Origin of the sequence: Marininema halotolerans (assembly GCF_900116235.1) — a bacterium.
In the GTDB taxonomy this organism is placed as follows: domain Bacteria; phylum Bacillota; class Bacilli; order Thermoactinomycetales; family DSM-45169; genus Marininema; species Marininema halotolerans.
Genome location: NZ_FPAA01000008.1, coordinates 85610 through 111320, shown reverse-complemented (window position 1 = coordinate 111320; position 25711 = coordinate 85610). Strand labels below are relative to the sequence as shown.

Sequence of the window (25711 nt, the reverse complement as noted above, 5' to 3'; positions counted from 1 at the left end):
ATCCAAGCCCCTCAAAAATGGAGACCAAAAACCCTCGACCTTGTAAAGGTGAGGGTTTCTTGTTTAAAGTTTTGCTATCCGAGCAAGACTGGCATTCCATTCTTGCCATTGATTCTCCTGTCTGAAAGGAAGAAGAATAGGGGTATCTGCTGAAACCTGCTTTAGAAAAGTACGTAGCTCAGATTCGGTATCGGGGCGGAAAGGAATATGGCAGGTTTCAGGGCTATCTCCCCAACTCAGTGATGAGGATAGCCGAATGAGTGCAGTAACCGATTTGACTTGACTAAAAAATTGATTCCAATCAGCAGGGGCATGCTGGATTTCCTTCTCCGTAGCTCCAGCAAATAAACTTCGAGATTGATTCATGTAGGTAAGGGCATTCGAGGTGATGCGAGCATAGGCTGTGTCAAAGCAGAGCTTTACTCCTGTAGCCTTTGCAATACGCCGGAGGTGGCGAGGTGTACGAAGAGCAGGGTGTATATGTCCTTGACCTGGTTCAAAGTAGAATGGACTGCCCATCGGGGCATTTTCTAAGATGACTTGAATTCCATAAGCCTTTGCCATCGTGACTAGGTCTTGTAATTGATTGATGATCCTATCGACATAGTGGCTTTTATAGTCTTGAAAGGCATGAAAATCACGAGGATGGTCATCGAGGTAGGTAAATAACTCCTTTAAGGTGACGGTTGTCCCTCGACAGATCAGAAAAGGGTATTCTGGGGTCAATAAAGGTGAAAAAGTATGAAAGAGCTGGTTCCACTCATCTCTATGAAAATGTCCCCCTAGGTTGAATTGTAGGGGAGCAGAAAAAGCCATGGGCTTAATCTGACTTTTATGGAGATCCTCTGCGAACGTGATCCAATGATCCGGGGATTCAGGTAGTGAAAATTCCGCCCAATGGAAATGTGGGTTCCCGTTAGAGGATGGGATAGCTGGATCAAATCGACCGCCTATCGGATTGGTGAGTAACATGGGCGACCCTCCCGTTTACTTCGATATCCTTAACAATGTCAATGGGGTGAGAAGAAAGATGTTTGTGATTGGAAGAATGGGTAGATCTTTTTACTAATAGTTGGACAAATGAAGTCCCGCAGGGATGAGATTTGTCGAAAAAAGGTTGCGTAACTGACTCGCTCAATATAGTATATACTATATAGGAAATAATTCTTTTAAGTATGTCATAATGATCACTTTTTCAGGGTTGGCGAGGGGGTGCCATGTTATCGAGCTATCACAACGCCAGGAGACGATCCTACGCATTGTTAAAGATGAAGGACCGATCACTGGAGAACATATTGCAGAAAAATTGAATTTGACCCGGGCAACTTTACGACCAGACCTCGCAATCCTTACTATGTCAGGTTTTTTGGATGCTCGTCCCCGCGTTGGTTATTTTTATGCGGGCAAATCCAGTAACCAATTGCTAGGGGATTACGTTCGCAAGTTGACGGTTAAAGAACATAAATCAGTGCCTGTTGTTTGTCAGGAAGAAACATCCGTGTATGATGCCATCTGCACGATGTTTCTTGAGGATGTGGGAACACTGTTTGTTGTTCGTAATGGAGGAATTCTAACCGGGGTAGTCTCCCGAAAAGATTTATTAAAGAGTACGATGGGTGGCCAAGACTTAGCACAAACACCCATCGGTGTTATCATGACCCGCATGCCCAACATTGTTACATGTCAGTTGGAAGATACGCTATTGGAAGCGGCTACACGCTTAATCTACAATCAAGTCGATGCGCTTCCAGTTGTGAAGGAATCCGCTTCAGGAAAAGGGGTCGAAGTGGTTGGCAGAATCACCAAAACGACCGTCACCAAAGTTTTTGTTGAACTAGGTGAAGATACGCCTGTATAGAACCAGGGAGGGAAGAACTATTTCTAACACATCAGAACATCCCATCATCTATCTCCTATCTGATTCTGTAGGTGAGACGGCGGAGTTCGTCGTTCGTGCAGCAGCGAGTCAGTTTAATGGTGGAGAAGTGGCAATACGCCGAATTCCTTACGTAGATGATAAAAAAATTATTCAAGAAACCGTTCATGCTGCTGCTGAAACTAAAGGGATGATCGCCTTTACGATGGTGGTTACAGAACTTCAGGAATATTTACTGGAGGAGGCTAACAAAGCTTCGGTGCCAGTTGTGGATATTATGGGACCCATGTTGGAAGGGATTGGGAAATTATTTCAGCGTGAGCCAAAAAGAGAACCGGGCTTAGTAAGGCGTTTGGATGAGGATTACTTTCGAAAAGTTGAAGCGATTGAATTTGCGGTAAAGTATGATGATGGACGAGACCCTCGCGGTCTTTTGCGAGCCGATATCGTTCTAATTGGTGTCTCGCGTACTTCGAAAACACCTCTTTCCATGTATTTGGCCCATAAGCGAATCAAAGTGGCAAATGTCCCCCTCGTTCCTGAGGTGGAGGCTCCTGAGGAGTTGTATATGGTGCCATCGGAAAAGTGTATTGGTTTAACGATCGATCCTGATCAATTAAATGGCATTCGGCGTGAACGATTAAAAGCACTGGGACTCACTTCCCAAGCGAACTATGCCAATATGGAACGGATTTTACAAGAGTTGGAGTACTCCGAAAAAGTAATAAAGCGTGTAGGTTGTCCGATCATTGATGTATCCAATAAAGCGGTGGAGGAAACTGCCAACATCATCTTGGAGATCTTTCGCAAAGGAGGCGGTCAACGGTGAGCAAAGCTTTCGTGGTTTCATTTGAGGATGGTCGATTGGAAGAGAAGCATCTTTTAGGGGGGAAGGGAGCCAACCTGGGAGAAATGACCCGAGCGGGACTTCCTGTACCCTCTGGTTTTACGATCACTACGGCCGCTTGTCTAAGCTATTATCAAGAAAACCGGACATTAACAGAGCAACAAAAACAGGAAATTGCCACGGCTTTGACCCGGTTAGAACAACAAGCCGGTAAAAAATTGGGCGACGCTAAGGATCCTCTACTCGTTTCTGTTCGCTCAGGGGCCGTCGTTTCGATGCCGGGAATGATGGATACGGTACTCAATTTAGGTCTCAACGATGAAACCGTCGAAGGGCTTGCTTCATTAACCAATAACCCGAGGTTTGCTCTGGATTGTTATCGTCGCTTTATTCAAATGTTTAGTGATGTGGTAATGGGAATCCCCCATTATCGTTTTGAACGTGTGATTGAGGCACGCAAAGTAGAGCGGGGCATTGCTTCAGATACGGAGCTTACCGCCGAAGATTGGCGGGAAGTTATTCAACAATTTAAAGCAATCGTTAAGGAAGAGAGCCGAGAGGATTTCCCACAACAACCTGAGGAACAGTTGCACCGGGCAATCATTGCGGTGTTTGATTCTTGGAATAATCAGCGAGCTCGTATTTACCGTAAAATCCATAAAATTTCGGATGATCTTGGTACCGCAGTCAACGTACAGATGATGGTTTTTGGCAATATGGGAGAAGACTCAGGGACAGGGGTCGCCTTTACAAGGAACCCTTCTACTGGGGAGAATCAATTATATGGTGAATATTTGATTAATGCTCAAGGGGAAGATGTGGTAGCGGGCATTCGTACCCCTGAGCCCATTCAATCTCTTGCCGAGCGCATGCCAGCGATCTTTACAGAGTTTAGAGAGATTAGCCGACGTTTAGAAGAGCATTATCAAGATATGCAAGATATCGAATTCACCGTTGAACGGGGTAAACTTTACATTTTGCAAACCCGTTCAGGGAAAAGAACCGCTCATGCTGCGGTAAAAATCGCTGTAGATTTTGTTGAGGAAGGTGTCATTGGGAAAAACGAGGCAATTAACCGGGTAGACCCGGATCATTTGGACCAAATTCTACATCGTCGGATCGACCCAAATGTCCAGTTAAATGTCCTTACAAAAGGACTTCCTGCTTCCCCAGGAGCCGCGTCTGGATTGATTGTTTTTGATGCGGATCATGCAGAACGCTTATCGCAAAATGGAAAGAAAGTCATTTTAGTTCGTCCTGAAACTACACCGGAGGATATCCATGGGATCGTTGCTGCAGAGGGTATTTTGACCAGTCGTGGGGGGATGACTAGTCACGCGGCTGTTGTAGCTAGGGGGATGGGTAAACCCTGTATTTGTGGTTGTGAGGAATTACAGATTGATTTAAAGCAAAAGAAAATCATTGCTGGCAATACCGTGATGAAAGAAGGAGAGTTACTCTCGATTGATGGGGGCACAGGCAAAGTAATCAAAGGGCAGGTTCCACTAATTGATCCAGAACTTTCCAGTGAATTTCAGACCCTTTTACAGTGGGCGGATGAACTGCGACAGTTGAGAGTGAGAACCAATGCTGATAATCCTAAGGATGCAGCCAAAGCACGGGAGTTTGGTGCGGAGGGCGTGGGTCTTTGCCGTACCGAGCACATGTTTATGGAGGCAGATCGAGTTCCCCTTGTTCGTGAAATGATTTTGGCAGAAAACATGGCGGAGAGACAAGAAGCGCTAGAAAAATTGTTGCCACTTCAGCAAGAGGATTTTTATGGGATTTTCCAATCGATGGACGGGCTTCCTGTTACCATCCGACTGCTTGATCCACCCCTCCATGAATTTTTACCTAACCTAGAGGAATTGTTGACCGAAGTGGCCCGCCTTTCAGTGGCTCCTGATACGGATCGGCTCCTCCTAAAAGAAAAAGAAGATCTATTGCGCAAAGTACGATCGCTTCATGAATTTAACCCGATGTTGGGCCACCGGGGTTGCCGTTTAGGGTTAATCTACCCAGAAATCTACGCAATGCAAGTGGAAGCGATCTTTCTTGCTGCTGTACAGGCGGATCAAGCAGGATATCAGGTTTTGCCTGAAATCATGATTCCCCTTGTCGGTCACGTGAATGAATTGCGTGAAATGAGAAATTTGGTCGAAGAGACTGCCATTCGAGTGAAAGAGCAAACCGGACACACTCTTCCCTATACTGTGGGAACAATGATTGAAGTACCCCGTGCTGCACTAACCGCAGATGAAATTGCCTTGGAAGCAGACTTTTTCTCTTTTGGAACCAATGACTTAACACAAACCACCTTTGGTTATAGTCGGGATGATGCGGAAGGGAAATTCCTCCATCAATATATTGATCAAAAGATTTTACCGGAAAATCCCTTTATTACCCTGGATACAGGGGGAGTGGGTAAATTGGTTGAGATGGGTGTGCGCGCAGGGCGAAGTGTAAAGCCTGCCTTAAAAACAGGGATTTGTGGGGAACATGGCGGAGAGAAAGCTTCGATTCGTTTCTGTCATGATACCGGACTTGACTATGTAAGTTGCTCCCCATTTCGTGTTCCCCTAGCCCGCTTAGCGGCAGCACAAGCCGCTGTAAATCCTCCATCGTAAACAAAACCATTCTCCAATAGCACCTGGGAGCAGGTGCTATTTTTTCTTTTCTTTTTCCCTTAACTCCTCGGGTCATCAAGAATTTTGCAAGGGATCACGGGGAATAAGTTCCTTATTTTTGCAGTGAGATGGATATGTAAAAAATTCTGAATGTCAAGCCTGAGCAGGATTTTTCTAGGAATGACGCGTATACTAGGTAAGTAGAACTTTCAGGATCGCGAACTTCGACAAATAATGAGAAAATGCGAACCTTAGGGAATGTGGAAGGAATGAACGGAATGTTGTAGAATTGGTTCTTGTAGAATCGATTGGCATGGGTGATGTTCCGCTAGGTATTGGAATGAATGGGTAAAGGCAATGGAAAACATTGCAATAAAATTTCCATTGCAAGGATGAAGGATTTTGACGAAAATTGGCGAATTGGTTCCTGTTAGAGGGGAACATCGCTCAACATCAAAGGATAGTATGTACTAGGAGGCGGTGATTTCATGTCGGGTAGGATCCCGGAGGAAGTCATCGACCGTGTTCGAGAGCATCATGACATCGTCGATGTCGTCGGGCGGACGGTACAGCTGAAGAAGAGCGGGCGAAACTTTTTTGGACTTTGTCCGTTTCATTCTGAGAAGAGCCCTTCTTTTTCGGTCTCTCCTGAAAAACAGATTTTCCATTGCTTTGGCTGTGGATTGGGAGGCAATGTCTTCCGATTTATCATGGAAAGTGAACAGATGACCTTTATTGAAGCACTTCGTCATCTGGCAGAAGAGGCTGGAATTGAAGTTCCTACCCCTGATAGCCGAGAAGATAGTGCTGAAGAGCGGCACCGTCTTCACCTATTACAGGCGATGGACTTAGCAGGACGGCTGTATCACCATCTACTGACGGAAACCGATCACGGCAAGGAAGCGAGAGAATATCTTCGTGAGCGAGGGATTCTACCAGAGACCATGGCCCAGTTTCAAATCGGATATGCCCCAGACTCCTATCATTTTCTTCATCCTTTTATGAAGAGGCGGGGATTTTCGGAAGAGGTTCTTGCAGAAGTGGGGTTGATTTCTGAACGAGAGCGGAGGGGAAAACCCTCTTATTTTGATCGTTTTCGTGGTCGCATCATGTTTCCCATTCAAGATTCCCAGGGAAGGGTGATCGCCTTTGGTGCTCGCATACTCGGGGATGGACGTCCCAAGTATTTAAATAGCCCTGAGACGACACTCTTTCATAAAAGCCATTTCTTATACAACCTTCATCGTGCACGCAAGGGAATTCGAACAAAGGAACAAGCGGTTCTCTTCGAAGGGTATATGGATGTAATTGCAGCATGGCAAGCGGGGCTGACGACTGGGGTGGCAACTCTCGGAACCGCGTTGACCGACTCACAAGCGCGAGTCATTCGACGGAATACAGAAGAAGTTGTGATCTGCTACGATTCGGATAGTGCGGGATTCAGTGCAACGGTTCGAGGGATGGATGTTTTAAAACAGGCAGAGTGTATCGTCAAAGTAGCTCAACTGCCCGATGGAATGGACCCGGATGATTACATTCGTGTGCGTGGTGCGGATGCCTTTCAATCAGAAGTGATTGCGCAGGCCGTTCCCTTTACTGCTTTTAAGTTAGAAAGTCTAAAAAAAGAATTTAATTTACGTGATACCGATGACCGGATGAGTTACTTGAATCAGGCGGTAAATATCGTGGCAGAATTACCACATGCGATTGAACGGGATCACTACTTACGGCGATTATCGGAAGAATTCCGTGTCTCCCTCGATGCACTTAAACAGGAACAACGTGTCGTCGCGTCGAAAAAGAGAAGAGAGAGTATGGGGGATAAAGGGCAGGGGAAGTGGCATAATGGATATCAAGAAAGCAAACACATGGTCGGTCAAGATCGGAAAGCCCTTGCTTTCGAGACGGCAGAGCGCCGTTTACTTCTTTTAATGATCCATCATGCTGATATAGCTGAGCAGGTAAGAGAAAAGGTAGGAGCGGAGTTTAATGTAGAAGCCCATGCCGCTATTGCCGCGTATCTCTATGCCTATTATGCGGAGGGGTATACAGCAGATCCTGCTCGTTTTATCCATTATGTAAAAGATGATCGCCTTGTGCAAGAGATTAGTGCCTTGATGATGAGTGAATCCCACGACGATCAGGTGTCTAATGGTGAAATAGCAGACTACATTCGCCATATCCGTAATTATCCTCTTCATCGTAAGATCGAACAAAAACAAGAGCAAGTGAAACAGGCAGAGCGCTCTGGCAACATTGCTGAGGCCGTCCAGTTAGGGATTGAACTGATGAAACTCAGGGAAAAAGTTCAAAGAGAGACGGAGTAGCATGGGACCAGGGAAGGAGGGAGCCAGAAGTTGGCAAACGAGCAAAACGTGGATCTGGAGCAAGAACTTACATTAGAACAAGTCAAAGAACAATTAGTAGACCTCGGAAAAAAACGCGGGGTCCTCACCTATAAAGAGATCATGGAGAAGATGGCCTCCTACGAACAAGATTCTCAACAGGTGGATGACTTCTTTGAGCAACTTGGGGAACAAGGTGTTGAAGTAATCAAAGATGATGAGGATGCACCTCAATTTACCCAGGAAAACGAAAACGAGACCAATGAATTGTTGGCAGATGACTTGAGTGTTCCTCCAGGGGTTAAGATCAATGATCCCGTTCGGATGTACTTGAAGGAAATTGGTCGCGTCCCTCTTCTATCCGCCAAGGAAGAAGTAGAGCTTGCCGAACGGATTGAAGGTGGGGATGAAGAGGCAAAACGTCGCCTTGCTGAAGCAAATCTTCGTCTCGTTGTGAGTATCGCGAAGCGTTATGTGGGTCGTGGAATGCTCTTCCTTGATTTGATTCAGGAAGGGAATATGGGTTTGATTAAGGCCGTAGAAAAATTTGATTACCGCAAGGGCTTCAAATTCTCTACGTATGCAACTTGGTGGATCCGCCAAGCGATTACACGAGCGATTGCTGACCAAGCGCGAACGATCCGGATTCCTGTTCATATGGTGGAGACGATTAATAAGTTAATACGAGTCTCTCGACAGCTCCTCCAAGAATTAGGTCGTGAACCTACGCCAGAGGAGATTGCTGAAGAGATGGCGTTATCACCTGAAAAGGTACGGGAGATTATGAAGATCGCCCAGGAACCCGTCTCCTTAGAAACTCCCATTGGTGAAGAAGACGATTCGCACCTGGGTGACTTTATTCCTGATGATGATGCACAGGCTCCAGCGGATGCAGCAGCTTATGAATTGTTAAAAGAGCAACTGAAGGACGTGCTCGATACATTATCAGATCGTGAAGAAAATGTGTTGCGTCTTCGTTTTGGTTTAGATGATGGACGCACACGTACATTAGAAGAGGTAGGCAAGGTGTTTGGCGTTACGCGTGAGCGAATTCGACAAATTGAAGCGAAGGCATTGCGTAAATTAAGGCACCCGAGCCGGAGTAAAAGGTTGAAGGATTTCCTCGAATAATGAGGGAGCACTCGTGAAAACGGGTGCTTTTTTGTTTTGGGTGGTAATTCTGACAAGGAGTCTAGCTCAATTCTATCCCTTTTCCCAAACCAATGCAAATACCGCCGTAGGGCAGTTCGAGGGTGAAAGCAGTATCGTTGCGAAAATTCTTGAAGGAATTGCCCGTTATTTCCTATAATATAAATGAAAGCGTTAACTCTTTAAAGACTAGGGAGTGGAGACAGTATGAATTTTGATTTGACAGAAGAGCAAAAAATGATTCGTAAATTAATGAGGGATTTTTCAGAGGGAGAAGTTGCTCCAGGAGCCGATGAACGAGATCGGACAAAAACTTTTCCTGTTGAAATATTTCGCAAAATGGCAGATCTTAATCTAATGGGTTTGCCCTTTCCAGAAGAATATGGTGGTGGTGGAGCTGATACCACCAGCTTTGCAATTGCCGTTGAGGAACTTTCCCGTGTGTGTGCATCCGCAGGAATTACTTATTCGGCTCATGTCTCGTTAGGATGTGCACCCTTATACCTTTTTGGTACAGAGAAACAGAAAAAGCAATACCTTACCCCCCTATGTCAAGGGGAAAGCATGGGTGCCTTCGGTTTGACAGAAGCAGGTGCAGGGTCAGATGCGGGCGGCACAAGGACTACGGCTACACGAGATAGTGAGGGTTGGCTGATTAATGGTTCGAAATGTTTTATTACCAATGCAAGTTATGCAAAATTCCTCGCCTTAACCGCTGTAACCAACCGGACAGAGGCAGGTCCAGAAATTACAGCCTTCATTGCTGATACAGACTCTCCTGGATTTCGTGTAATTGATAACTATACGAAATTGGGCTTGCATAGCTCAAATACAACGGAGTTGGTACTGGAAAATGTTCGCGTTCCTGAGGATGCGATCTTAGGGGAAATTGGTCAAGGGTTCAAACAGTTCCTTATTACATTGGATGGTGGGCGCATTGGAATCGGTGCCATGGCGGTTGGAATCGCGCAGGGTGCCTATGAATTAGCTCTAAAATATGCAAAAGAACGGACGCAGTTTGGTACGTCCCTCTCTAAGTTTCAAGTCATTCAGCATAAATTAGCGGATATGGCTATGAATATTGAATTAGCCCGCACCATGGTTTATAAAGCGGCATGGTTAAAGGATCAAGGGAAGAAATTTACGAAAGAAGCATCCATGTGTAAGCTTTTTGCATCTGAGATTGCAATGAAAGTGTGCGATCAAGCGGTGCAAATTCATGGTGGGTATGGGTATATGCACGATTATAAGGTGGAGCGTTTCTTCCGTGATGTTAAATTGACCGAGATTGGTGAAGGAACCTCGGAAATTCAACGAATGGTTATCGCTCGGGAAATTGGTTGTTAAAAACCAGCTTATTTTTTCCTTCAGTCATCACATAGAATGAATTAGACGCATTGGATCAATAGAGACTCCCCTCACTTAAGTGAAGGGAGTCTCTAACCATTCAATTAAATTGATTTTTCTCCATTTACTATAAGAACAAACTATGACGGTAGCTATCAATCGTGAAAAAATGAGGAGGGATATGAATGGATCGATCGTTGTCACCATTCGTTACGATAGCAACATTGCTTGACGAGGTCGTAGCCCTTTATGGTGAGCGAGAAGGTGTTGTTTACCCTGAGAAAGGCTTGCGCTGGAGTTATCGTCAATTTCGTGATCAATGTGACCAGGTAGCCAAAGGGTTAATCAAGCTTGGCGTGAAAAAAGGATCGCATTTAGCCATGTGGGCAACCAATCACCCCGAGTGGTTATTCACTCAGTTTGCCTCAGCAAAGGCGGGTGCCGTCCTTGTCACAGTGAATACCAATTATCGAACCAAGGAACTGGCTTATCTTCTTGAACAATCCGATGCAGAGACTCTCATATTAATGGAGTCCTATCAGGGAGCAAGTTATATCGAAATGATTCAAGAGATCTGTCCGGAATTGAATCATTGTCCGCCTGGTGAATTGCAATCGAGGCGGCTTCCGCGCTTAAAAAATGTTGTTTTGTTTGACGGAGAAAGGCGTCCTGGGATGTTTACTTGGAAAGACTTACTTCAGCTTGGTGACGAACTGCCTGAGGAGGAGCTAAGGGGTCGTGAAGCTTCTCTTTCGCCAGATGATGTAATTAATATGCAATACACATCAGGAACGACTGGCTTTCCGAAGGGAGTCATGCTAACTCATGCGAATCTCATCCATAATGCCCGCAGCATAACGGATCGGATGAAGCTAACGGAAGCAGATCGCTTATGCATTCCTGTTCCTTTCTTTCACTGTTTTGGTTGCGTGATGGGGACGTTAGCGTGTGTAACTCGGGGAGCTACCATGGTACCCCTGATCAAGTTTGACCCCCTGAGAGTACTTGAATCGGTTGAGAAGGAACAATGCACAGCCATCCATGGCGTGCCAACCATGTTTATCGCAGAGTTAAACCATCCCGAATTTCATCACTATGACCTATCCAGTTTGCGTACAGGAATTATGGCAGGATCCAATTGCCCTCGTGAAGTGATGAAAAAAGTGATGGAGGAAATGGGCGTGGAGGAGATCACCATCGCCTATGGACAAACCGAATCCTCTCCCGTGATTACACAGACGAAACGAGATGACTCGGTCACCTGCCGTGTAGAGACAGTGGGGAAAGCGCTTCCTGGTGTGGAAGTCAAAGTCATTGATCCTGAGACGGGACTGGATGTATCCACGGGAGCGCAGGGGGAGGTATGTACCCGCGGGCCCCATGTGATGAAAGGGTACTACAAGATGAAGGAGGCGACTGATCAGTCCATCGATACGGAAGGGTGGCTACATACTGGCGATCTTGGTGTGTTGGATGAAGAAGGATATCTCTCCATCACAGGGAGATTGAAGGATATGATTATCCGAGGGGGTGAAAATATTTATCCCCGTGAAATTGAAGAGTTTCTTTATACCCATCCCCATATTTTAGATGTGCAAGTGGTTGGTGTTTTTGATGAAAAATACGGGGAAGAAGTCTCCGCTTTTATTCGGATCGTTGAAGGGAAAAAGTTATCGGTCGATGAGGTGACGATGTATTGTCAGGGGCAGATTGCCCATTATAAAATCCCGCGTTTTATTCACTTTGTGGATGCCTACCCGATGACAGCAAGTGGCAAGGTGCAAAAATTTAAATTACGGCAATTAGCGGAAGAGCTTCGCAAGAGTGTGTGGGCGACTTGATCTCTTTCTTCATCACATACAAGCAAAAACGCGCCTCCGTAGATGCTTGCAGGCCCAAGGTTGGCTTATGTAATCTGAAGAAAGATAATATTCCGATGGGAGGACTTTTCCATGGAAGACTTGAAAGTTCAGTCAGTATCCACAGACCAACAGGATTTTTTACCCATTTTAGATGTGGATTATTTAGAGTTTTATTCGGGGAACGCAAAACAATCGGCGCATTATTTTTGTAAAACCTTTGGGTTTCATCTCGTGGCGTATAAAGGGCTTGAAACAGGAAGTCGTGACGTTGTTTCCTATGTCTTGGAACAAGGGACCATTCGTTTAATCGTTAGCGGTTGCTTTACACCGGATCATACGATTGCCCAATTTGTCAATCGTCACGGAGATGGCGTGAAAGATATTGCCCTTGAAGTTGAAAATGTAGAAGAGGCATATAAAGAAGCCATTGCCCGTGGTGGGATTGCCATTTGTGAGCCGATCGAAGAATCCGATGAACATGGGACGGTAAAGCGCGCAGTGATCGGTACCTATGGTGATACAATCCATACGTTAGTAGAGAGAAAAGGGTACAAAGGATGTTTTGCTCCTGGATTTATTGAAGCAGAGTCAAACATTCCCTTTGAAGACGCAGGTCTGATGGGCGTTGATCATGTTGTGGGAAATGTGGAACGGATGGAAGAGTGGGTTTCCTATTATGAAAAAGTGATGGGCTTTAAGGAGTTGCGTCACTTTAGTGATTCGGATATTACTACGGAGTATTCTGCATTAATGTCGAAGGTGATGCAAAATGGTACTGGGCGGATTAAATTCCCGATTAACGAACCTGCTGAAGGGAAGCGAAAATCCCAAATCGAAGAGTATCTGGAGTACTTTAAAGGTGCAGGTGTGCAACATATTGCACTTTACACAAAAGATATCGTGTCCACGGTAAGTAAATTGAAAGCAAAAGGGGTCGAATTTCTTATCACCCCCCCTACCTATTACGAAGAACTGAAGGGACGGGTGGGTGAGATCGATGAGGAAATCGAAGATTTAAAGAAATATGGTATTCTTGTTGATCGGGATGACGAAGGGTATTTATTGCAAATCTTTACGAAACCAATTGTTGATCGTCCTACTCTCTTTATCGAGATTATTCAGCGCAAAGGTGCTCGTGGTTTTGGTGAGGGTAACTTTAAAGCGCTCTTTGAAGCGATTGAACGAGAACAGGAACGACGCGGAAATCTATAAGAAGCAAAGAGATATCGGTTAACAAAAGCACCTACTCGTAGGTGCTTTTGTGTTTGAAAACAAGCAGTGGATTTTTCATAAAAAGTGCGTCCATGGAAATGATAGGAGAGTAGGGAATTCATGGACGGGAGTGGATGGATATGTTACGTCGCATCGTGTCACTGGTTATTATGATTGCCTTGGTTATCGGGATGGTCCCGGTCTCTGAAAGAGCGATCGCGGCAGATCAGAATGTCTCAAAAGAGCGTCCGAAATATATCATTGATGCAAAATATGATGATCAACAACAGATGATCACCGGTCATCTCGTACTAAAACTACCTGTGAAACCGCAAGAAAAACTGGATAAGTTGGTCTTTCGGCTGTATCCTAATGCCTTCCGCGATTGGAAATGGGGCACAAAATCACGACCATCAGCTCCTGGCTGGTTAACTGTGAATCATGTCCGTGTGAATGGTGAAAAGGTAGCAGCGGAAACGAAAGAGACCGTTCTACATGTCCCAGTTTCAAAGTCGTTAGCAGCTGGTAAAACTGCGCAAATTACCATGGATTATCAATTAAAGATGCCAAAGGGAGGAACACGGCTCAACGTCTATGGAAATACGGCCTTTCTTGCCCAATGGTACCCCATGCTGGCGGTGAAGGATGCCGCTGGTTGGCATGAAGAACCCTATACAACAACAGGCGATCCTTTTTATACACAAATGAGTGATTTTAAAGTCACCTTTCATGTTCCACAAGGATATCATTTGATCACAAGTGGAAGTGACCCCGATGGAGATTCAAAAGGTCCAGTCACGATTGAACAGAGTAATATTCGAGATTTTGCTGCGGTGATCAGTAAAGATTATGAACGTGTTCAAGGAAAGAGTGAAAAAGGGGTCAAGGTGAATTTATGGTATCTCAAGGGAATGGAGGATGTTTCCCAAGAACTTCATGATGCTGCGGTATCTGCGATGGACTTCTTTGGGAAACATTTCGGTCAATATCCCTATAAGGAAGTAGATGTGGTCCTTGGTGAAACGGGATATGGTATCGCAGGCATGGAATACCCAGGGTTGGTAACTTCGGTAGCCAAAGTTCCTACTCAAAAAGGGGATACACCAGCGATCAATGTGGTAGCACATGAACTCGCTCATCAGTGGTGGTATGGTGTTGTTGGTAACGATCAAGTGAAGGAGCCGTGGCTAGACGAAGGACTCACCACATTTTCTGAGTTTTTATTTATGCATGACCAGATGGGGGAAAATGAACGGGATTTCCTTACCAAGGTAGCAGAGCGTAGTGACGAAGTATATAAGACAAAGGGTGTTACCTCAGTAGAATCCTTGGATAAGTATTCCGATCCCATCTATGCGTTGATGGTATATGCAAGACCCGCTGCCATGATGTGGTCTCTGATGGATAAACTGGGGAGAGAGAAGGTCATGCGAATTTTAAGTACCTACTATCAACGATATCAATTCCGCACAGCAACCACTCATGATTTTATCCAAACAGCCAATCAAGTAGCGGGAGAAGACTTGACGGATTTCTTTGACCACTGGCTTTACTTTAAAGGGACATTAGCCAAGGATGAGAGTAAAAAGCACCATCACCCCTAATGGATCGGTGTGATATTTCAACCACCAAAAGCTCCTTTAAATCTCTGACGGTAAATTCAAAGTGAAATGGGTGCCGCCTTTTTCACTTGGAAACGGGAGAGAGTTCAGGGGGCTTTTTCATTTGTGAAATGAGAGTAAGGGATGAAGGTATCCACTTCTTTGGGTATAATTGAAGGGAATTTGTCAAAGGAGCGGGTTGGGTATGAAGAATGAACAAGTGGGGCGAAATGGGATGCGCGATGAATTATCAACGCGACTAACTAGAGTGGCTCGTTATGTGCCACAAAGCCAGCGAGTTGCTGACATTGGTGCAGATCATGCCATGTTATTGTCCTACCTGGTGAGTGAAGGGCGCGTCGCAAGTGGAGTCGCTGGTGAAGTGAATTGGGGTCCCTTTAAAAATGCGCGGGATCGGGTATATGCACTGGGGATGGAGAGGGAAATTTCCGTTCGCAAAGGGGATGGCCTTGAGGTGATTGCCCCAGGTGAAGCGGAAGTGATCATGATTGCAGGGATGGGAGGTGCACTCATCGCTTCGATTTTAGATAAAGGGGCGGATGAACTGGAAGGGGTAAGGCGGCTTGTCTTGCAACCCAATAATGGACAAGTACGTCTTAGAAAGTGGCTATTTGAACATGGTTGGCAATTGATTGCCGAAGACTTAGTCGAAGATGGTGGGATTGTTTATACGATTTTGGTTGCAGAGCCAGGAGACGTATCCAAGCCCTATCAGCGGATTGATCTACCTCTTGAGATTGCAATGGAAGTGGGCCCGATTTTATGGAAAGAAAAGCATCCCCTGATCCAGGGACACATTAAAGAAACCATTGCAGAACGAGAGCGGATTTTAAAAGATCTTGCTGCCGGACGGTCCCAGAAAGCACAGGTGCGTAAACAACACCTTGAAGAAGAGTTAGAGACATGGAGGAGGTTACTCCAATGACGATTAAAGGAACCGAATTAATTCAGGCAATGGAAGTTTGGGCGCCAAAACATATGGCGATGGAAAAAGACCGTATTGGCTTACAAGTGGGTGAACCTGATGAGGAAGTCAAAGGGGTTCTCGTTGCTCTGGATGTTACTGAAGCGGTGGTGGATGAAGCGATTCGCATGGGTGCGAATTGGATTGTGGCTCATCACGCTATTATCTTTCGACCACTAAAGGATTTGCGAACCGATCGACCTGCTGGGAGAATGTATGCCAAATTGCTCACCCACAAGATTAATGTCTTTATCGCCCATACCAATCTGGATGCCGCAGAGGGTGGAGTAAATGATGTGATGTGTGATCTTCTCGGTATAAAAGATCGTGAGGTTCTTCTGCCTACCAATAGGCCGTCCTATCATAAAATTGTCGTTTTTATTCCAGACTCTCATCATGAAAAAGTTCTTACGGCCATGTGTGAAGCGGGTGCTGGGGCGATTGGAGATTATAGTCACTGTACATTTAATCTTGAAGGAACCGGTACATTTTTACCGGGTGCGGGCAGTGATCCGTACATCGGAAAACAAGGAGAACTAGCGAAGGTTTCCGAAGTGCGTTTGGAGACAATTGTATCCACCGAAGTACGAGAATCCGTAATTCAAGCCATGAAAAACGCTCATCCTTATGAAGAAGTGGCTTATGATATGTATCCATTGGATTTGCAAGGAAAGGTGGTTGGCATTGGACGAGTGGGAAGCTTGCCATCAACCATGACCCTTCAAGAATTAGCTGAAAAAATGAAAACCGCTTATCGACTGACTGGATTGCGTATGGTCGGCGAGCCCGATCACTTGGTAAATCGAGTAGCTGTTCTAGGTGGTTCTGGAGGCGGATACTATAGAGAAGCGCTTTCTCAAGGAGCGGATGTCTATATTACAGGGGATCTTGATCACCACACGGTGATGGATGCCAAAGCGGAAGGACTTACTCTGCTTGATCCCGGCCATCATGCGGAAGAGTTGGTATTGGAAACAGTAAAGGATCGATTGCAAAAAATGCTTCCTTCTGTACAGGTAGAGGTAACCACTGTGGATACCAATCCATTTACTTTTGTTTGAGTTGCTTCACCTTTTTATTTTTGGTACAATGGTGAATGTCGCTTTCAAACTGGAAAGTAAACCGGGCAATCGCCGGTGGAGCGCCGCAAGGCCCCACGGGAGGAAAGTCCGAGCTCTATAGGGCAGGGTGCCGGCTAACGGCCGGTGGAGGCAACTCTAAGGCTAGTGCCACAGAAATGAAGACCGCCGATGGAGAGGGGTGCCCTCTCACAGGTAAGGATGCAACGGTGCGGTAAGAGCGCACCAGCAGTATGGAGACATACTGGCTAGGTAAACCCCACCTGGAGCAAGACCTTAAAGAGATCAACGCTTTTAAGCGAAGCTGTAGCCCGCAGTGATCTCGGGTTGGTCGCTTGAGCGGTGTAGCAATACATCGCCTAGACAGATGATTGCCACTCTATACCGTGGGAGGCATTGCGACAATTGCTGTTTTGACCACGAAGAGTACAGAACTCGGCTTATGGTTTGCTTTCCAATTATGAATAACTAGACCAAATGACGCGAAGGTTAGCGTCATTTTTTTATGTGCGTGTAAAATAACTGTTAAATGGCTGTGAAGCGTGAGTAATAATCACATGGTATCCTTTTGATACTAAATCAATCCTGCGCAAATCGTGAAGCGATAGGGTATAGGTATTTAAAGGAGGGGCACAGCGATGAAAAAGTGGATTCTGGTCGCTCTAAGCCTCTCTCTGGTGTTCATTACAGTAAAATTTTATCCTTTTATAGAAATAATGTTTGCGCAAACCCCGGCGGAGCCGGTAATGCTTACTCATACCAACATCATGGAGAGGCTAAAAAAGACCGCGGCGGAAAAAGAAGAACTAAATTATCTCGTCTTAGGTGATTCTGTCGCCAGGGGTTATGGTTCGAAACTGAATCATGGCTACAGTTCGGTAGTAGCAGAAGAGCTTGCGGAACAAAAAATTCCGATGCATTTGGAAAACCGAGGGGTTGTCGGCCAAACCTCCAAAAAATTGTATGATTATGTGAGAACACCCGACATTCAAAATGAGATCAAAAATGCGGATTTTATTTCCTTAACCATAGGGGGAAATGATCTTGTGAAAGTGGCATTAGAGAACAAAGATCCCCTCTCAGTGGTGTCCAAATTTCATACGATTCAACGTCAATATAAAGAGAACTTATCGAAAACGTTATCTCACATTCGTGAGTTGAATCCAAAGGCTCCGATCGTAATGACTTCACTGTATAATCCCGTATCATCAAGTAAACCTTATTATTCGATTTCTAATACGTTGATGGAAAAATGGAATGTAGGGTTGAAGGAAGTCGCCTATCAATATCCAACGACACGCGTAGTGGATGTGAATGAACGACTTCAGCATGGTGGTGAAAATTGGTTATCTGATCAAATTCATCCCAATGACCATGGGTATAAGTTGATTGCGCTGGGAATTTTGAATAATATTCGTGAAGGTAAACAATCTGCAGCTGGTAAGGGTTAATCAAAAAACACTCCTGATCAGGAGTGTTTTTTGATTCCATAAAGGGGAAGAAATCCTTTCGCATGAGCTGGAGGTGTCAGTGGAAAGATAGGGGCAACTTATGTAGGGAGGGGATGAGAGTAGCATGCGTCGCCATCCATTTACCACATACGAAGCTTATCAAGAGCGGTATCGTTTATTTTGGTCAGAAGAAGGGGATCACCGTCCTCCGTTAATGTCCAAACATCAATTTAAGGGGAAGTTTCAATTGTTACGAGAAAGTTACATCACCTATCGGGATCTGTTAACCCAGGGACAAGAAGAGGAAGCTGCTATGTATTATATGAATGTCATCAACTTTCTCGAAAACGAGCTAGCGATTGCCGATGGAACCGATAACTTCCTTCAGCAAGGAAGCAGGACTTGGCATGGCTTGTAGGTGATGGGAGATGTATAGGGAGGATGCGCCGAGGGAATAATCAATGATAAGCAACATGATGCATGACTTAGTGGAGCTGATCCCTAATGTGGTGGGTAGGATATCTAGCAGGTGCTGTCCTTGGGGCATTAACTCATTGGGCAGGCTAACGACATGACTTGAAACCCCCTCGATACATATCGAGGGGGTTTTTATATGGATTTACCACGAAATATTTAAAAGGCGATCCAGTCGTTTTGCTTGTGCAAGCAGATGCTCATAAAGAGAGGGCGAAAGGGTATCCTTTTCCTTGTGGATCAGCTCAAGACAATGGTTTAGCTCGTGTTGGGCCGATTTTTTTCTGTCATGGATAAGGTGTTGTAAAACCGTTTCGCCACTGGAAACAAGGGCAGGATTTCCTGTTTGCCGAGTATCATCTAATAATCGATAAGCTGTATTATCAGCCATTGTAGTGAGGTAGACGCGAAAGCGCCGTTTTGGGTCATAAAAAAGAAGGCTAGTTAACAACGATGGGTGATTGGAAAAAGAAGACCATCCTTGTTTTTCTTCAAAGCGTGCATTTTCTAAGGAAAAACCACGAGGGATTAACGAATCAAAGCCCACATAAAGCCATGAACGAGTGGAAGGCGTATGGTTGCGTAAGAGGCGGAGGCTGATGACGGCTTCCTTTTTACCGTTTAGGACTTTGGATAGGTCGATCCTTTGCGTTTGCCAACGATTAAGCCATCCCTTTGTCACATCTTGTTGCCAAACAACCTGTCCATTGATAAGGATCTGTTTCCAGTATTGTCCACGTCGAATGCGATGGGAATAGACATCCATATGGGTGAAGGTGAGTTGGTAATCTTTTGCTGAGGGATCTGGGTAGATCACTTGCTTGATTTCCCCGTACACACCGGGTAATGGTTTGCGGTCAGGGGGGACAAACATACTGGCATACCCATAGCCAGAATGAGCAATCTTTTCGCGTTGCTCAGCAAACCACTCTTTATAAAGGACATAAGTAACCAATCCCTGAATCTTTCCGGCAGCTAAATTCCTCATGCCTATCCCTAAACTTTTCTTTACATAATTCACAGTGGGACTCGCGGGTGTAGCGGATAATTTACTTGCATGGACCATTAAGTAGAAGGGTAAATGCATTGAGGAAAGGATTTGAGCGGCATGATCAATCTGTTTTTGTAGGTATTGAGTACGTTGTGTATTACGAAATTGACCATCACGAAACGTCATTAATACACCGTCGATAAGGTTGCGATAGGGATGTAGCGTGCGTGAATGGATTGCACTGTAATATATTTGCGGTACAAATTGTAAATGGGGGTTGAAGGTAGCACCTGCTGCCCGCATTCGTTTGACATAGGTTGGATTAAAAAATGAAAAATTGTGGTTGAAGTCATCAATTACAATCCCTTTGAGATGATCGTATTTTTTTGAAACGCTTCCAACCGCACGAAACCATGCAACAAAGTCTGTTCCAAAGGGTTCTGATTGAATGGATCGTGCTTCGGAGGGAGGCACAAGGTACACCCAGACATGGATGTCTGCCTTTTGGGCAGCAGGGAGAAATTCCTGACGTAGGTCATTCCAGTCAGTAGATTGATGCCATACGAGATAGAAGTAAGTATTCACGCCAAGCTCTTTTAGCTTGCGAATGGTTCGAGGGGTATCGATATGTCGAATACCATCTCGGCGCGGATGACTCTCCCGAATCTCTCCTGCATAATCACCGAGGATAGAGTTTGTTGGAGCGGTGAGCGGGAGTGGAGGGGTGAGCTGAGTAGCAAAAATGGCTTGGGGGTAAAAAAGGCTATTCCCCCACAGGAGTAGTGTCACGATCATCATGATTAGCCAACGTGACCAAAATGGGCTGTATAGATAAGGCTCCAAGATGCATACGCTCCTCTCTTGTTGGTCGCACAACCGAGAGTGTTGGAATGACTATTATTATCCTGGAGTCGATGGGGTTTTATGCTGTTGTCTTGAAGATGAAATAAATCTTATATCTTTCATCCATACTACCTAGAGAAGCCAAATTGACAGAGGAGTGTGTATGAATTGGAACTGCTTAAAGAATTAACAGAAGCAAATGCAGTCTCCGGAAATGAGGGGAATGTACGTCATATCATGCGACGTGAGTTAGAATCCTCTGGTTGCAAAAACATGATTACGGATGGAATGGGTAGTATTTTTGGTGAAAAAGTAGGCGTCGGTGATGGCCCGCGAATTATGCTAGCGGGACATATGGATGAAGTCGGTTTTATGGTTACAGAGATCCATAAAAGTGGATATCTCTATTTTACCCCTTTGGGGGGGTGGTGGGATCAGGTGTTACTTTCGCAACGGGTGACGATTATGTCAACCAATCGAAACTTTACAGGTGTGATCGGATCGAAGCCTCCCCACCTACTTAAACCTGAGGAGCGCAATCGGGTGTATCCGATGAGGGAGATGTATATCGATGTAGGGGCTAAGGATGCTGAGCAAGTGAAAAAATGGGGAATTAAAGTAGGGGATCCGGTATTGCCGATATGCCCCTTTGAGGTGATGCCTGATCATGACACCATTTTGGCAAAGGCATTGGATGATCGTCTAGGATGTTATATTGTGCTGGAAGTATTAAAAATGTTGAAGAATGAAGATCATCCCAATACCCTTTTGGGAGGTGCAACGGTACAGGAAGAAGTGGGATTAAGAGGAGCCAATACGGCCCCCCGGGCTGTCGAGCCGGATATCGCCTTTGCTGTCGATGTGGGGATTGCCCAAGATGGACCTACGAGTGATGGTACCAAACCGAAGCTAGGTGGTGGGGCGCTCATCACCTTCTTAGATGCAACCATGATACCCAATGTGGGGTTGCGTGATCTGGTCATTGAGACAGCAGAAGAGCATCAAATTCCTTACCAAGTAGATACCATGATGGGGGGCGGCACGGATGCTGGTCAATTCCACCTGTTTCACCGTGGGATCCCATCGTTAGTTGTTGGCGTTCCTGCCCGGTATATTCATAGTCATGTTTCGATGGTTAGCAAAAAAGATACGGAAGCCGCGATTAAATTATTGGCGGAGACGATCAAAAAACTGGATCGTGATCGGGTGAAATCCTTTACTGCTTTTAAAGAATAGAGAGATGAAAGGAGGCTTTTCACATGGAAAAGCCCCCTTTTTCATGATAAAATAGCGAATAGTGATTGATGAACGAAAATTATTAATACTCATATTGCGAGGGCGTATCAGAAGGGAAGAGGGGGCTAGTTATGCGGACAGAAGAAATGCTCTTAAATGTGGGACCACAACACCCAAGTACCCATGGAGTATTCCGGCTTGTACTGCGTATCGATGGTGAAGTAATCAAAGAAGCAACTCCCGTGATTGGTTACCTCCACCGAGGAACAGAAAAATTGGCAGAAGATCTTACATATACACAGATCATCCCTTATACCGATCGAATGGATTATGTCAATGCAATGAATAACAACCACGCTCTTGTCCATGCAGTGGAGATGTTAATGGACATTGAAGTTCCTGAGCGAGCGGAATATTTGCGTATTATTGTCAATGAGCTGAATCGAGTGGCAAGCCACCTTGTCTGGTTTGGTACATATTTATTGGATATCGGAGCGATGAGTCCGTTTTTATTTGCTTTTCGTGATCGAGAAAAAATTGTGGACTTATTTAATGAATTGTGTGGCGCTCGACTTACCTACAATTATATGCGCGTGGGGGGTGTGAAATGGGATGCCCCCGTTGGCTGGATTGGAAAGGTTTCGGAATTAGTCAAAGAATTGCGGCTGAAGCATCAAGAGTATATGGACCTTGCTGGTGGAAATGAAATCTTTTTATCCAGGGTAAAAGGAATCGGAAAGTATGATCAAGAAACCGCAATTCGTTATGGTCTGTCCGGTCCGTGCTTGCGTTGCACAGGAGTGCCCCGGGATTTACGTAAAGATGCTCCATACTCTATTTATGAGCGATTTGATTTTAAGGTACCCATTGCGACCGAAGGAGATTGTCGATCTCGATTCGACCTTCGTATGGAAGAAATGAAAGAGAGTTTATCCATTGTTGAACAAGCCATTGATTCGTTTCCTGAATCAGGGGCGATCATGGCAAAAGTTCCCCGTGTATTGCGACCGCCTGAAGGAGAAGTCTATGCAGCAGTAGAAAATCCCCGAGGCGAGCTGGGTGTTCATGTAATTAGCAAAGGGAAGGATAAACCCTGGCGAATTCATTGGAAGCGCCCCTCCTTTAGTAATCTACAAATATTACCTCACCTGTTAAAGGGAGAAAATGTATCCAATTTGATTGCCATCTTGGGGGCTGTCGATATTGTATTGGGAGATGTAGATGCTTGACACTCCCCATGCCTGAAGGCATGGGATTCTTGGGGGCTCCCATCACCTGACAGGATCAACTCCAAGCTTAGACGTTCTGCCCGACCGCAAGTATACGAAGTCCTTCTTGCAATATGTTTTTGGATGCATTGATGTCTCGGTCATGGTAGGCGTTGCATGTGGGGCATGTCCATTCTCGAAGTTTGAGGTTTTTTACTTCCTTATGGCGGTAGCCACAAGAAGAACATAGTTGACTCGAAGGGAACTGTTTTCCTACTTTCACTATGTTTCTACCATGCCATTTTGCCTTGAAGGTGAGCATGGTTACAAACTCCGACCAAGATGCATCCGTGATGGATTTGGCTAGCTTGTGATTCTTCACCATGTTGTTGACACCAAGGTCTTCGATGCAGATCGTTTGGTTTTCACGAATCAGCTTGGAAGACAGTTTATGTAGGAAATCATGACGGGCATTTGAGACCTTTTCATGAATGCGGGCCACTTTAATCCGTGCTTTGTGCCAGTTGGAACCGCCTTTGGTTCTACGACTCATGATACGCTGTGCATTGGCTAACTTCTTTTCATACTGGCGGAAGTATCGAGACGGTTTTACTTTGGTTCCGTCCGTTAGAATCGCAAAGTTTTTCAGTCCCAAATCGATACCCGCGGCTTTCCCTTTAGCTACGGGAACATAGGGGCTTTGGTTCACCTTACACAAGATCGATACAAAGTACTTCCCCGTAGGATTACGCCGGATGGTAGCCGAAAGAATCCGTCCTTCTACTTTACGGGATTTGGCGAAACTCACCCAACCAAGTTTCGGAAGCTTGATCCGATTGGCTACCACCTCGACAGTGGGTTTCCCTTTTTTCGGATGGTTGCACTGACTGGTGTAGGATTGCACACGGTTGCGCTTGCTTTTAAAACGAGGACGGTCATTCTGCTTTTTGAAGAAGCGAGAGAAGGAATCGGCGAGGTGTTTCAAGGTGTTCTGGAGCGATGTAGCGTCAACTTCACGAAGCCAATCGATCTCTTTTTTCAAGGAGGTCAGTTGGGCAGAACAGGTTCCATAGGTCAGACCTTTTCCTGTGCTGTCATAGGATTCGTTCCATCTAGCTAGAAAATAATTAAACGTGAAGCGACTACATCCGATTGATTTATTAATGAGAATCGTTTGTTCCTTCGTTGGATACAACCGGAATTTAAACGCTTTGTGCATGAGTTCACCTCCTCTGTATTTGATTATATACGGGGATAGTCAGACTTGCGAGAGTAATAGGCACACCCCTCCCTCGTCTGACGCTCGCTTTCATCCCCATAGATGAAGCTAGGGGGTTTCTTGCTCGCAAAGATAATCATGACCTCTATGAGAGGTCTTCTTTTTTTACAATCAAAAGGATTCGTATGGAAATGAAAGTTTTGAGGGGATTCATGGATATAATGGGTAATAGGTTACTTGAAATCTACGCTTCTCTTTTGGACAAGGGTCAAATATGATATTCTAAACACATTGCGAGTACGAGCGAACGGGGTTGGAAAATGGAACAGACCATGTTAGAACTCCTTTCACAGTATGGATACTGGGGCATCTTTTTTTTCCTCGTTTTGGGGATTGTAGGGCTGCCATTACCAGATGAAATTATGATGACCTTTATCGGTTATCTTGCATCGACGGGGCAGTTAGAACTTGTACTTACATTTGTTAGTGCACTTGCTGGTTCGATCTGTGGTATTACAATAAGTTACCTCTTGGGAGGGCGGCTAGGATATCCCTTTCTCAGGCGGTATGGTAATAAAATGTTTATCAACCGTCGGCGCTTAAGGATGACACAGTTTTTGTTTCGGAAATATGGAAACTGGGTGCTTTTCTTTGGATACTTTATTCCTGGGGTGCGTCATATTACGGCATATGTAGCCGGAATTTCTCACATGCCCTGGACACGTTTTGCTGCTTATGCATATGCAGGGGGCCTGTTTTGGTGTTCCACTTTTATTGGCTTAGGGTATTTAGTGGGAGCCAATTGGGAGCAAACGTTTACTACCCTGCATCATTATGGAGAACTGTCTCTTTGGGTGTTGGTACCATTACTGCTTGTTGCACTCGCATGGTTTTTCTATAACCACCATCAAAGGCGTTACAATTCCATTCGTAAGTAAGAAGGACGTGTAGGAGAATTGGACCTTTATTTTCGGTAGATAACGGAAAAAAGAGAGTTGCAGGGGAGGAAGCGTTTATGCCGAAAGTGGAAGTAATTGTAGGACCAAAGGAACACGTTTTTGAAATGGCAGAGGGTGAAAATCTATTATTTGAATCCATATCTCGATCAGTGATGATTCCTTTTAATTGCACATCGGCACGGTGTGGGACCTGTCGGATCAAAGTGATCGAAGGGGAAGATTCTTTAAGTGAGGTTGGAGAACCTGAGGTGCTTCGATTAGGAGAAGAAAGAGTAGATGAAGGTTACCGATTAGCTTGCCAAGCCTATGTTCATGGGGATATTAAAATTGAAGTTCCTCAGCCTCGTTTATATTGATCGACTGATTTGGTTTATAAGGGTTGTCTAATACTTGACCACCT

20 protein-coding genes and 1 other RNA gene are annotated in these 25711 nt (G+C 45.2%); 18 read left to right on the top strand and 3 right to left on the bottom strand.

What is annotated here, in order from left to right; genetic code table 11:
- Positions 1 to 63: 63 nt before the first annotated feature.
- Positions 64 to 972, bottom strand: coding sequence for an apurinic/apyrimidinic endonuclease family protein (locus tag CHX35_RS11540; RefSeq protein ID WP_091837625.1), 909 nt, complete (start codon positions 970 to 972; stop codon positions 64 to 66).
- Positions 973 to 1183: 211 nt separating this feature from the next.
- Between CHX35_RS11540 and ccpN the strand changes: the two genes are divergently transcribed.
- From ccpN to CHX35_RS11470, 14 genes are all read left to right on the top strand, one after another.
- Positions 1184 to 1858, top strand: coding sequence for a transcriptional regulator CcpN (gene ccpN / locus CHX35_RS11535; protein WP_091837624.1), 675 nt, complete (start codon positions 1184 to 1186; stop codon positions 1856 to 1858).
- Positions 1859 to 1877: 19 nt separating this feature from the next.
- Positions 1878 to 2705, top strand: a complete 828-nt coding sequence (locus tag CHX35_RS11530; protein ID WP_091837736.1) for a pyruvate, water dikinase regulatory protein — start codon at positions 1878 to 1880, stop codon at positions 2703 to 2705.
- A complete protein-coding gene (gene ppdK, locus CHX35_RS11525; RefSeq protein WP_091837622.1) occupies positions 2702 to 5350 on the top strand; it encodes a pyruvate, phosphate dikinase in 2649 nt (882 codons plus the stop codon). The genes CHX35_RS11530 and ppdK overlap by 4 nt, the downstream gene beginning before the upstream one ends.
- A 488-nt stretch (positions 5351 to 5838) precedes the next feature.
- Positions 5839 to 7677 carry a DNA primase gene (gene dnaG, locus CHX35_RS11520; protein WP_091837620.1) on the top strand — a complete coding sequence of 613 codons (1839 nt, stop codon included), beginning with the start codon at positions 5839 to 5841 and terminating at the stop codon, positions 7675 to 7677.
- A 30-nt stretch (positions 7678 to 7707) separates the two neighbouring features.
- Positions 7708 to 8826, top strand: coding sequence for an RNA polymerase sigma factor RpoD (gene rpoD / locus CHX35_RS11515; protein ID WP_091837618.1), 1119 nt, complete (start codon positions 7708 to 7710; stop codon positions 8824 to 8826).
- Positions 8827 to 9051: 225 nt separating this feature from the next.
- On the top strand, positions 9052 to 10191 hold the full coding sequence (locus CHX35_RS11510; RefSeq protein ID WP_091837616.1) for an acyl-CoA dehydrogenase family protein: 1140 nt from the start codon (positions 9052 to 9054) through the stop codon (positions 10189 to 10191).
- Between the two features lie 185 nt (positions 10192 to 10376).
- Positions 10377 to 12032, top strand: a complete 1656-nt coding sequence (locus tag CHX35_RS11505) for an AMP-binding protein (RefSeq protein WP_091837614.1) — start codon at positions 10377 to 10379, stop codon at positions 12030 to 12032.
- A gap of 111 nt (positions 12033 to 12143) precedes the next feature.
- A complete protein-coding gene (hppD, locus tag CHX35_RS11500; RefSeq protein WP_091837612.1) occupies positions 12144 to 13265 on the top strand; it encodes a 4-hydroxyphenylpyruvate dioxygenase in 1122 nt (373 codons plus the stop codon).
- Between the two features lie 140 nt (positions 13266 to 13405).
- Positions 13406 to 14869: a M1 family metallopeptidase gene (locus CHX35_RS11495; RefSeq protein ID WP_176392050.1), complete on the top strand. Its 1464-nt coding sequence runs from the start codon at positions 13406 to 13408 to the stop codon at positions 14867 to 14869.
- 202 nt (positions 14870 to 15071) lie between these two features.
- A complete protein-coding gene (locus CHX35_RS11490; RefSeq protein ID WP_091837608.1) occupies positions 15072 to 15812 on the top strand; it encodes a tRNA (adenine(22)-N(1))-methyltransferase in 741 nt (246 codons plus the stop codon).
- Positions 15809 to 16912, top strand: a complete 1104-nt coding sequence (locus tag CHX35_RS11485; RefSeq protein ID WP_091837606.1) for a Nif3-like dinuclear metal center hexameric protein — start codon at positions 15809 to 15811, stop codon at positions 16910 to 16912. The genes CHX35_RS11490 and CHX35_RS11485 overlap by 4 nt, the downstream gene beginning before the upstream one ends.
- 53 nt (positions 16913 to 16965) lie before the next feature.
- Positions 16966 to 17388, top strand: an RNA gene (rnpB, locus tag CHX35_RS11480) — RNase P RNA component class A.
- Positions 17389 to 17568: 180 nt separating this feature from the next.
- A complete protein-coding gene (locus CHX35_RS11475; RefSeq protein WP_091837604.1) occupies positions 17569 to 18381 on the top strand; it encodes a GDSL-type esterase/lipase family protein in 813 nt (270 codons plus the stop codon).
- 124 nt (positions 18382 to 18505) lie between these two features.
- Positions 18506 to 18799: a hypothetical protein gene (locus CHX35_RS11470; RefSeq protein ID WP_091837600.1), complete on the top strand. Its 294-nt coding sequence runs from the start codon at positions 18506 to 18508 to the stop codon at positions 18797 to 18799.
- 201 nt (positions 18800 to 19000) lie between these two features.
- Here the strand turns inward: CHX35_RS11470 and CHX35_RS11465 are convergent, their stop codons facing one another.
- Positions 19001 to 20689, bottom strand: coding sequence for a hypothetical protein (locus CHX35_RS11465; protein ID WP_091837599.1), 1689 nt, complete (start codon positions 20687 to 20689; stop codon positions 19001 to 19003).
- Positions 20690 to 20857: 168 nt separating this feature from the next.
- On the opposite strand from CHX35_RS11465, the gene CHX35_RS11460 reads away from it, so the two are divergent.
- Positions 20858 to 21925: a M42 family metallopeptidase gene (locus CHX35_RS11460; protein WP_091837597.1), complete on the top strand. Its 1068-nt coding sequence runs from the start codon at positions 20858 to 20860 to the stop codon at positions 21923 to 21925.
- 131 nt (positions 21926 to 22056) lie between these two features.
- On the top strand, positions 22057 to 23154 hold the full coding sequence (locus tag CHX35_RS11455) for an NADH-quinone oxidoreductase subunit D (RefSeq protein WP_091837594.1): 1098 nt from the start codon (positions 22057 to 22059) through the stop codon (positions 23152 to 23154).
- Positions 23155 to 23221: 67 nt separating this feature from the next.
- Here CHX35_RS11455 and tnpB read toward each other — a convergent pair whose 3' ends face one another.
- Complete coding sequence (gene tnpB / locus CHX35_RS11450; protein ID WP_091837593.1) at positions 23222 to 24352, bottom strand: IS200/IS605 family element RNA-guided endonuclease TnpB; 1131 nt, start codon at positions 24350 to 24352, stop codon at positions 23222 to 23224.
- A gap of 320 nt (positions 24353 to 24672) precedes the next feature.
- Here tnpB and CHX35_RS11445 point away from each other — a divergent pair, with 320 nt between their 5' ends.
- Both CHX35_RS11445 and CHX35_RS11440 read left to right on the top strand, forming a co-directional pair.
- Positions 24673 to 25290, top strand: coding sequence for a DedA family protein (locus CHX35_RS11445; protein ID WP_091837592.1), 618 nt, complete (start codon positions 24673 to 24675; stop codon positions 25288 to 25290).
- 77 nt (positions 25291 to 25367) lie between these two features.
- The gene (locus tag CHX35_RS11440) at positions 25368 to 25667 is read left to right on the top strand and encodes a 2Fe-2S iron-sulfur cluster-binding protein (RefSeq protein ID WP_091837591.1); all 300 of its coding nucleotides are present in this window, start codon (positions 25368 to 25370) and stop codon (positions 25665 to 25667) included.
- Positions 25668 to 25711: the final 44 nt, after the last annotated feature.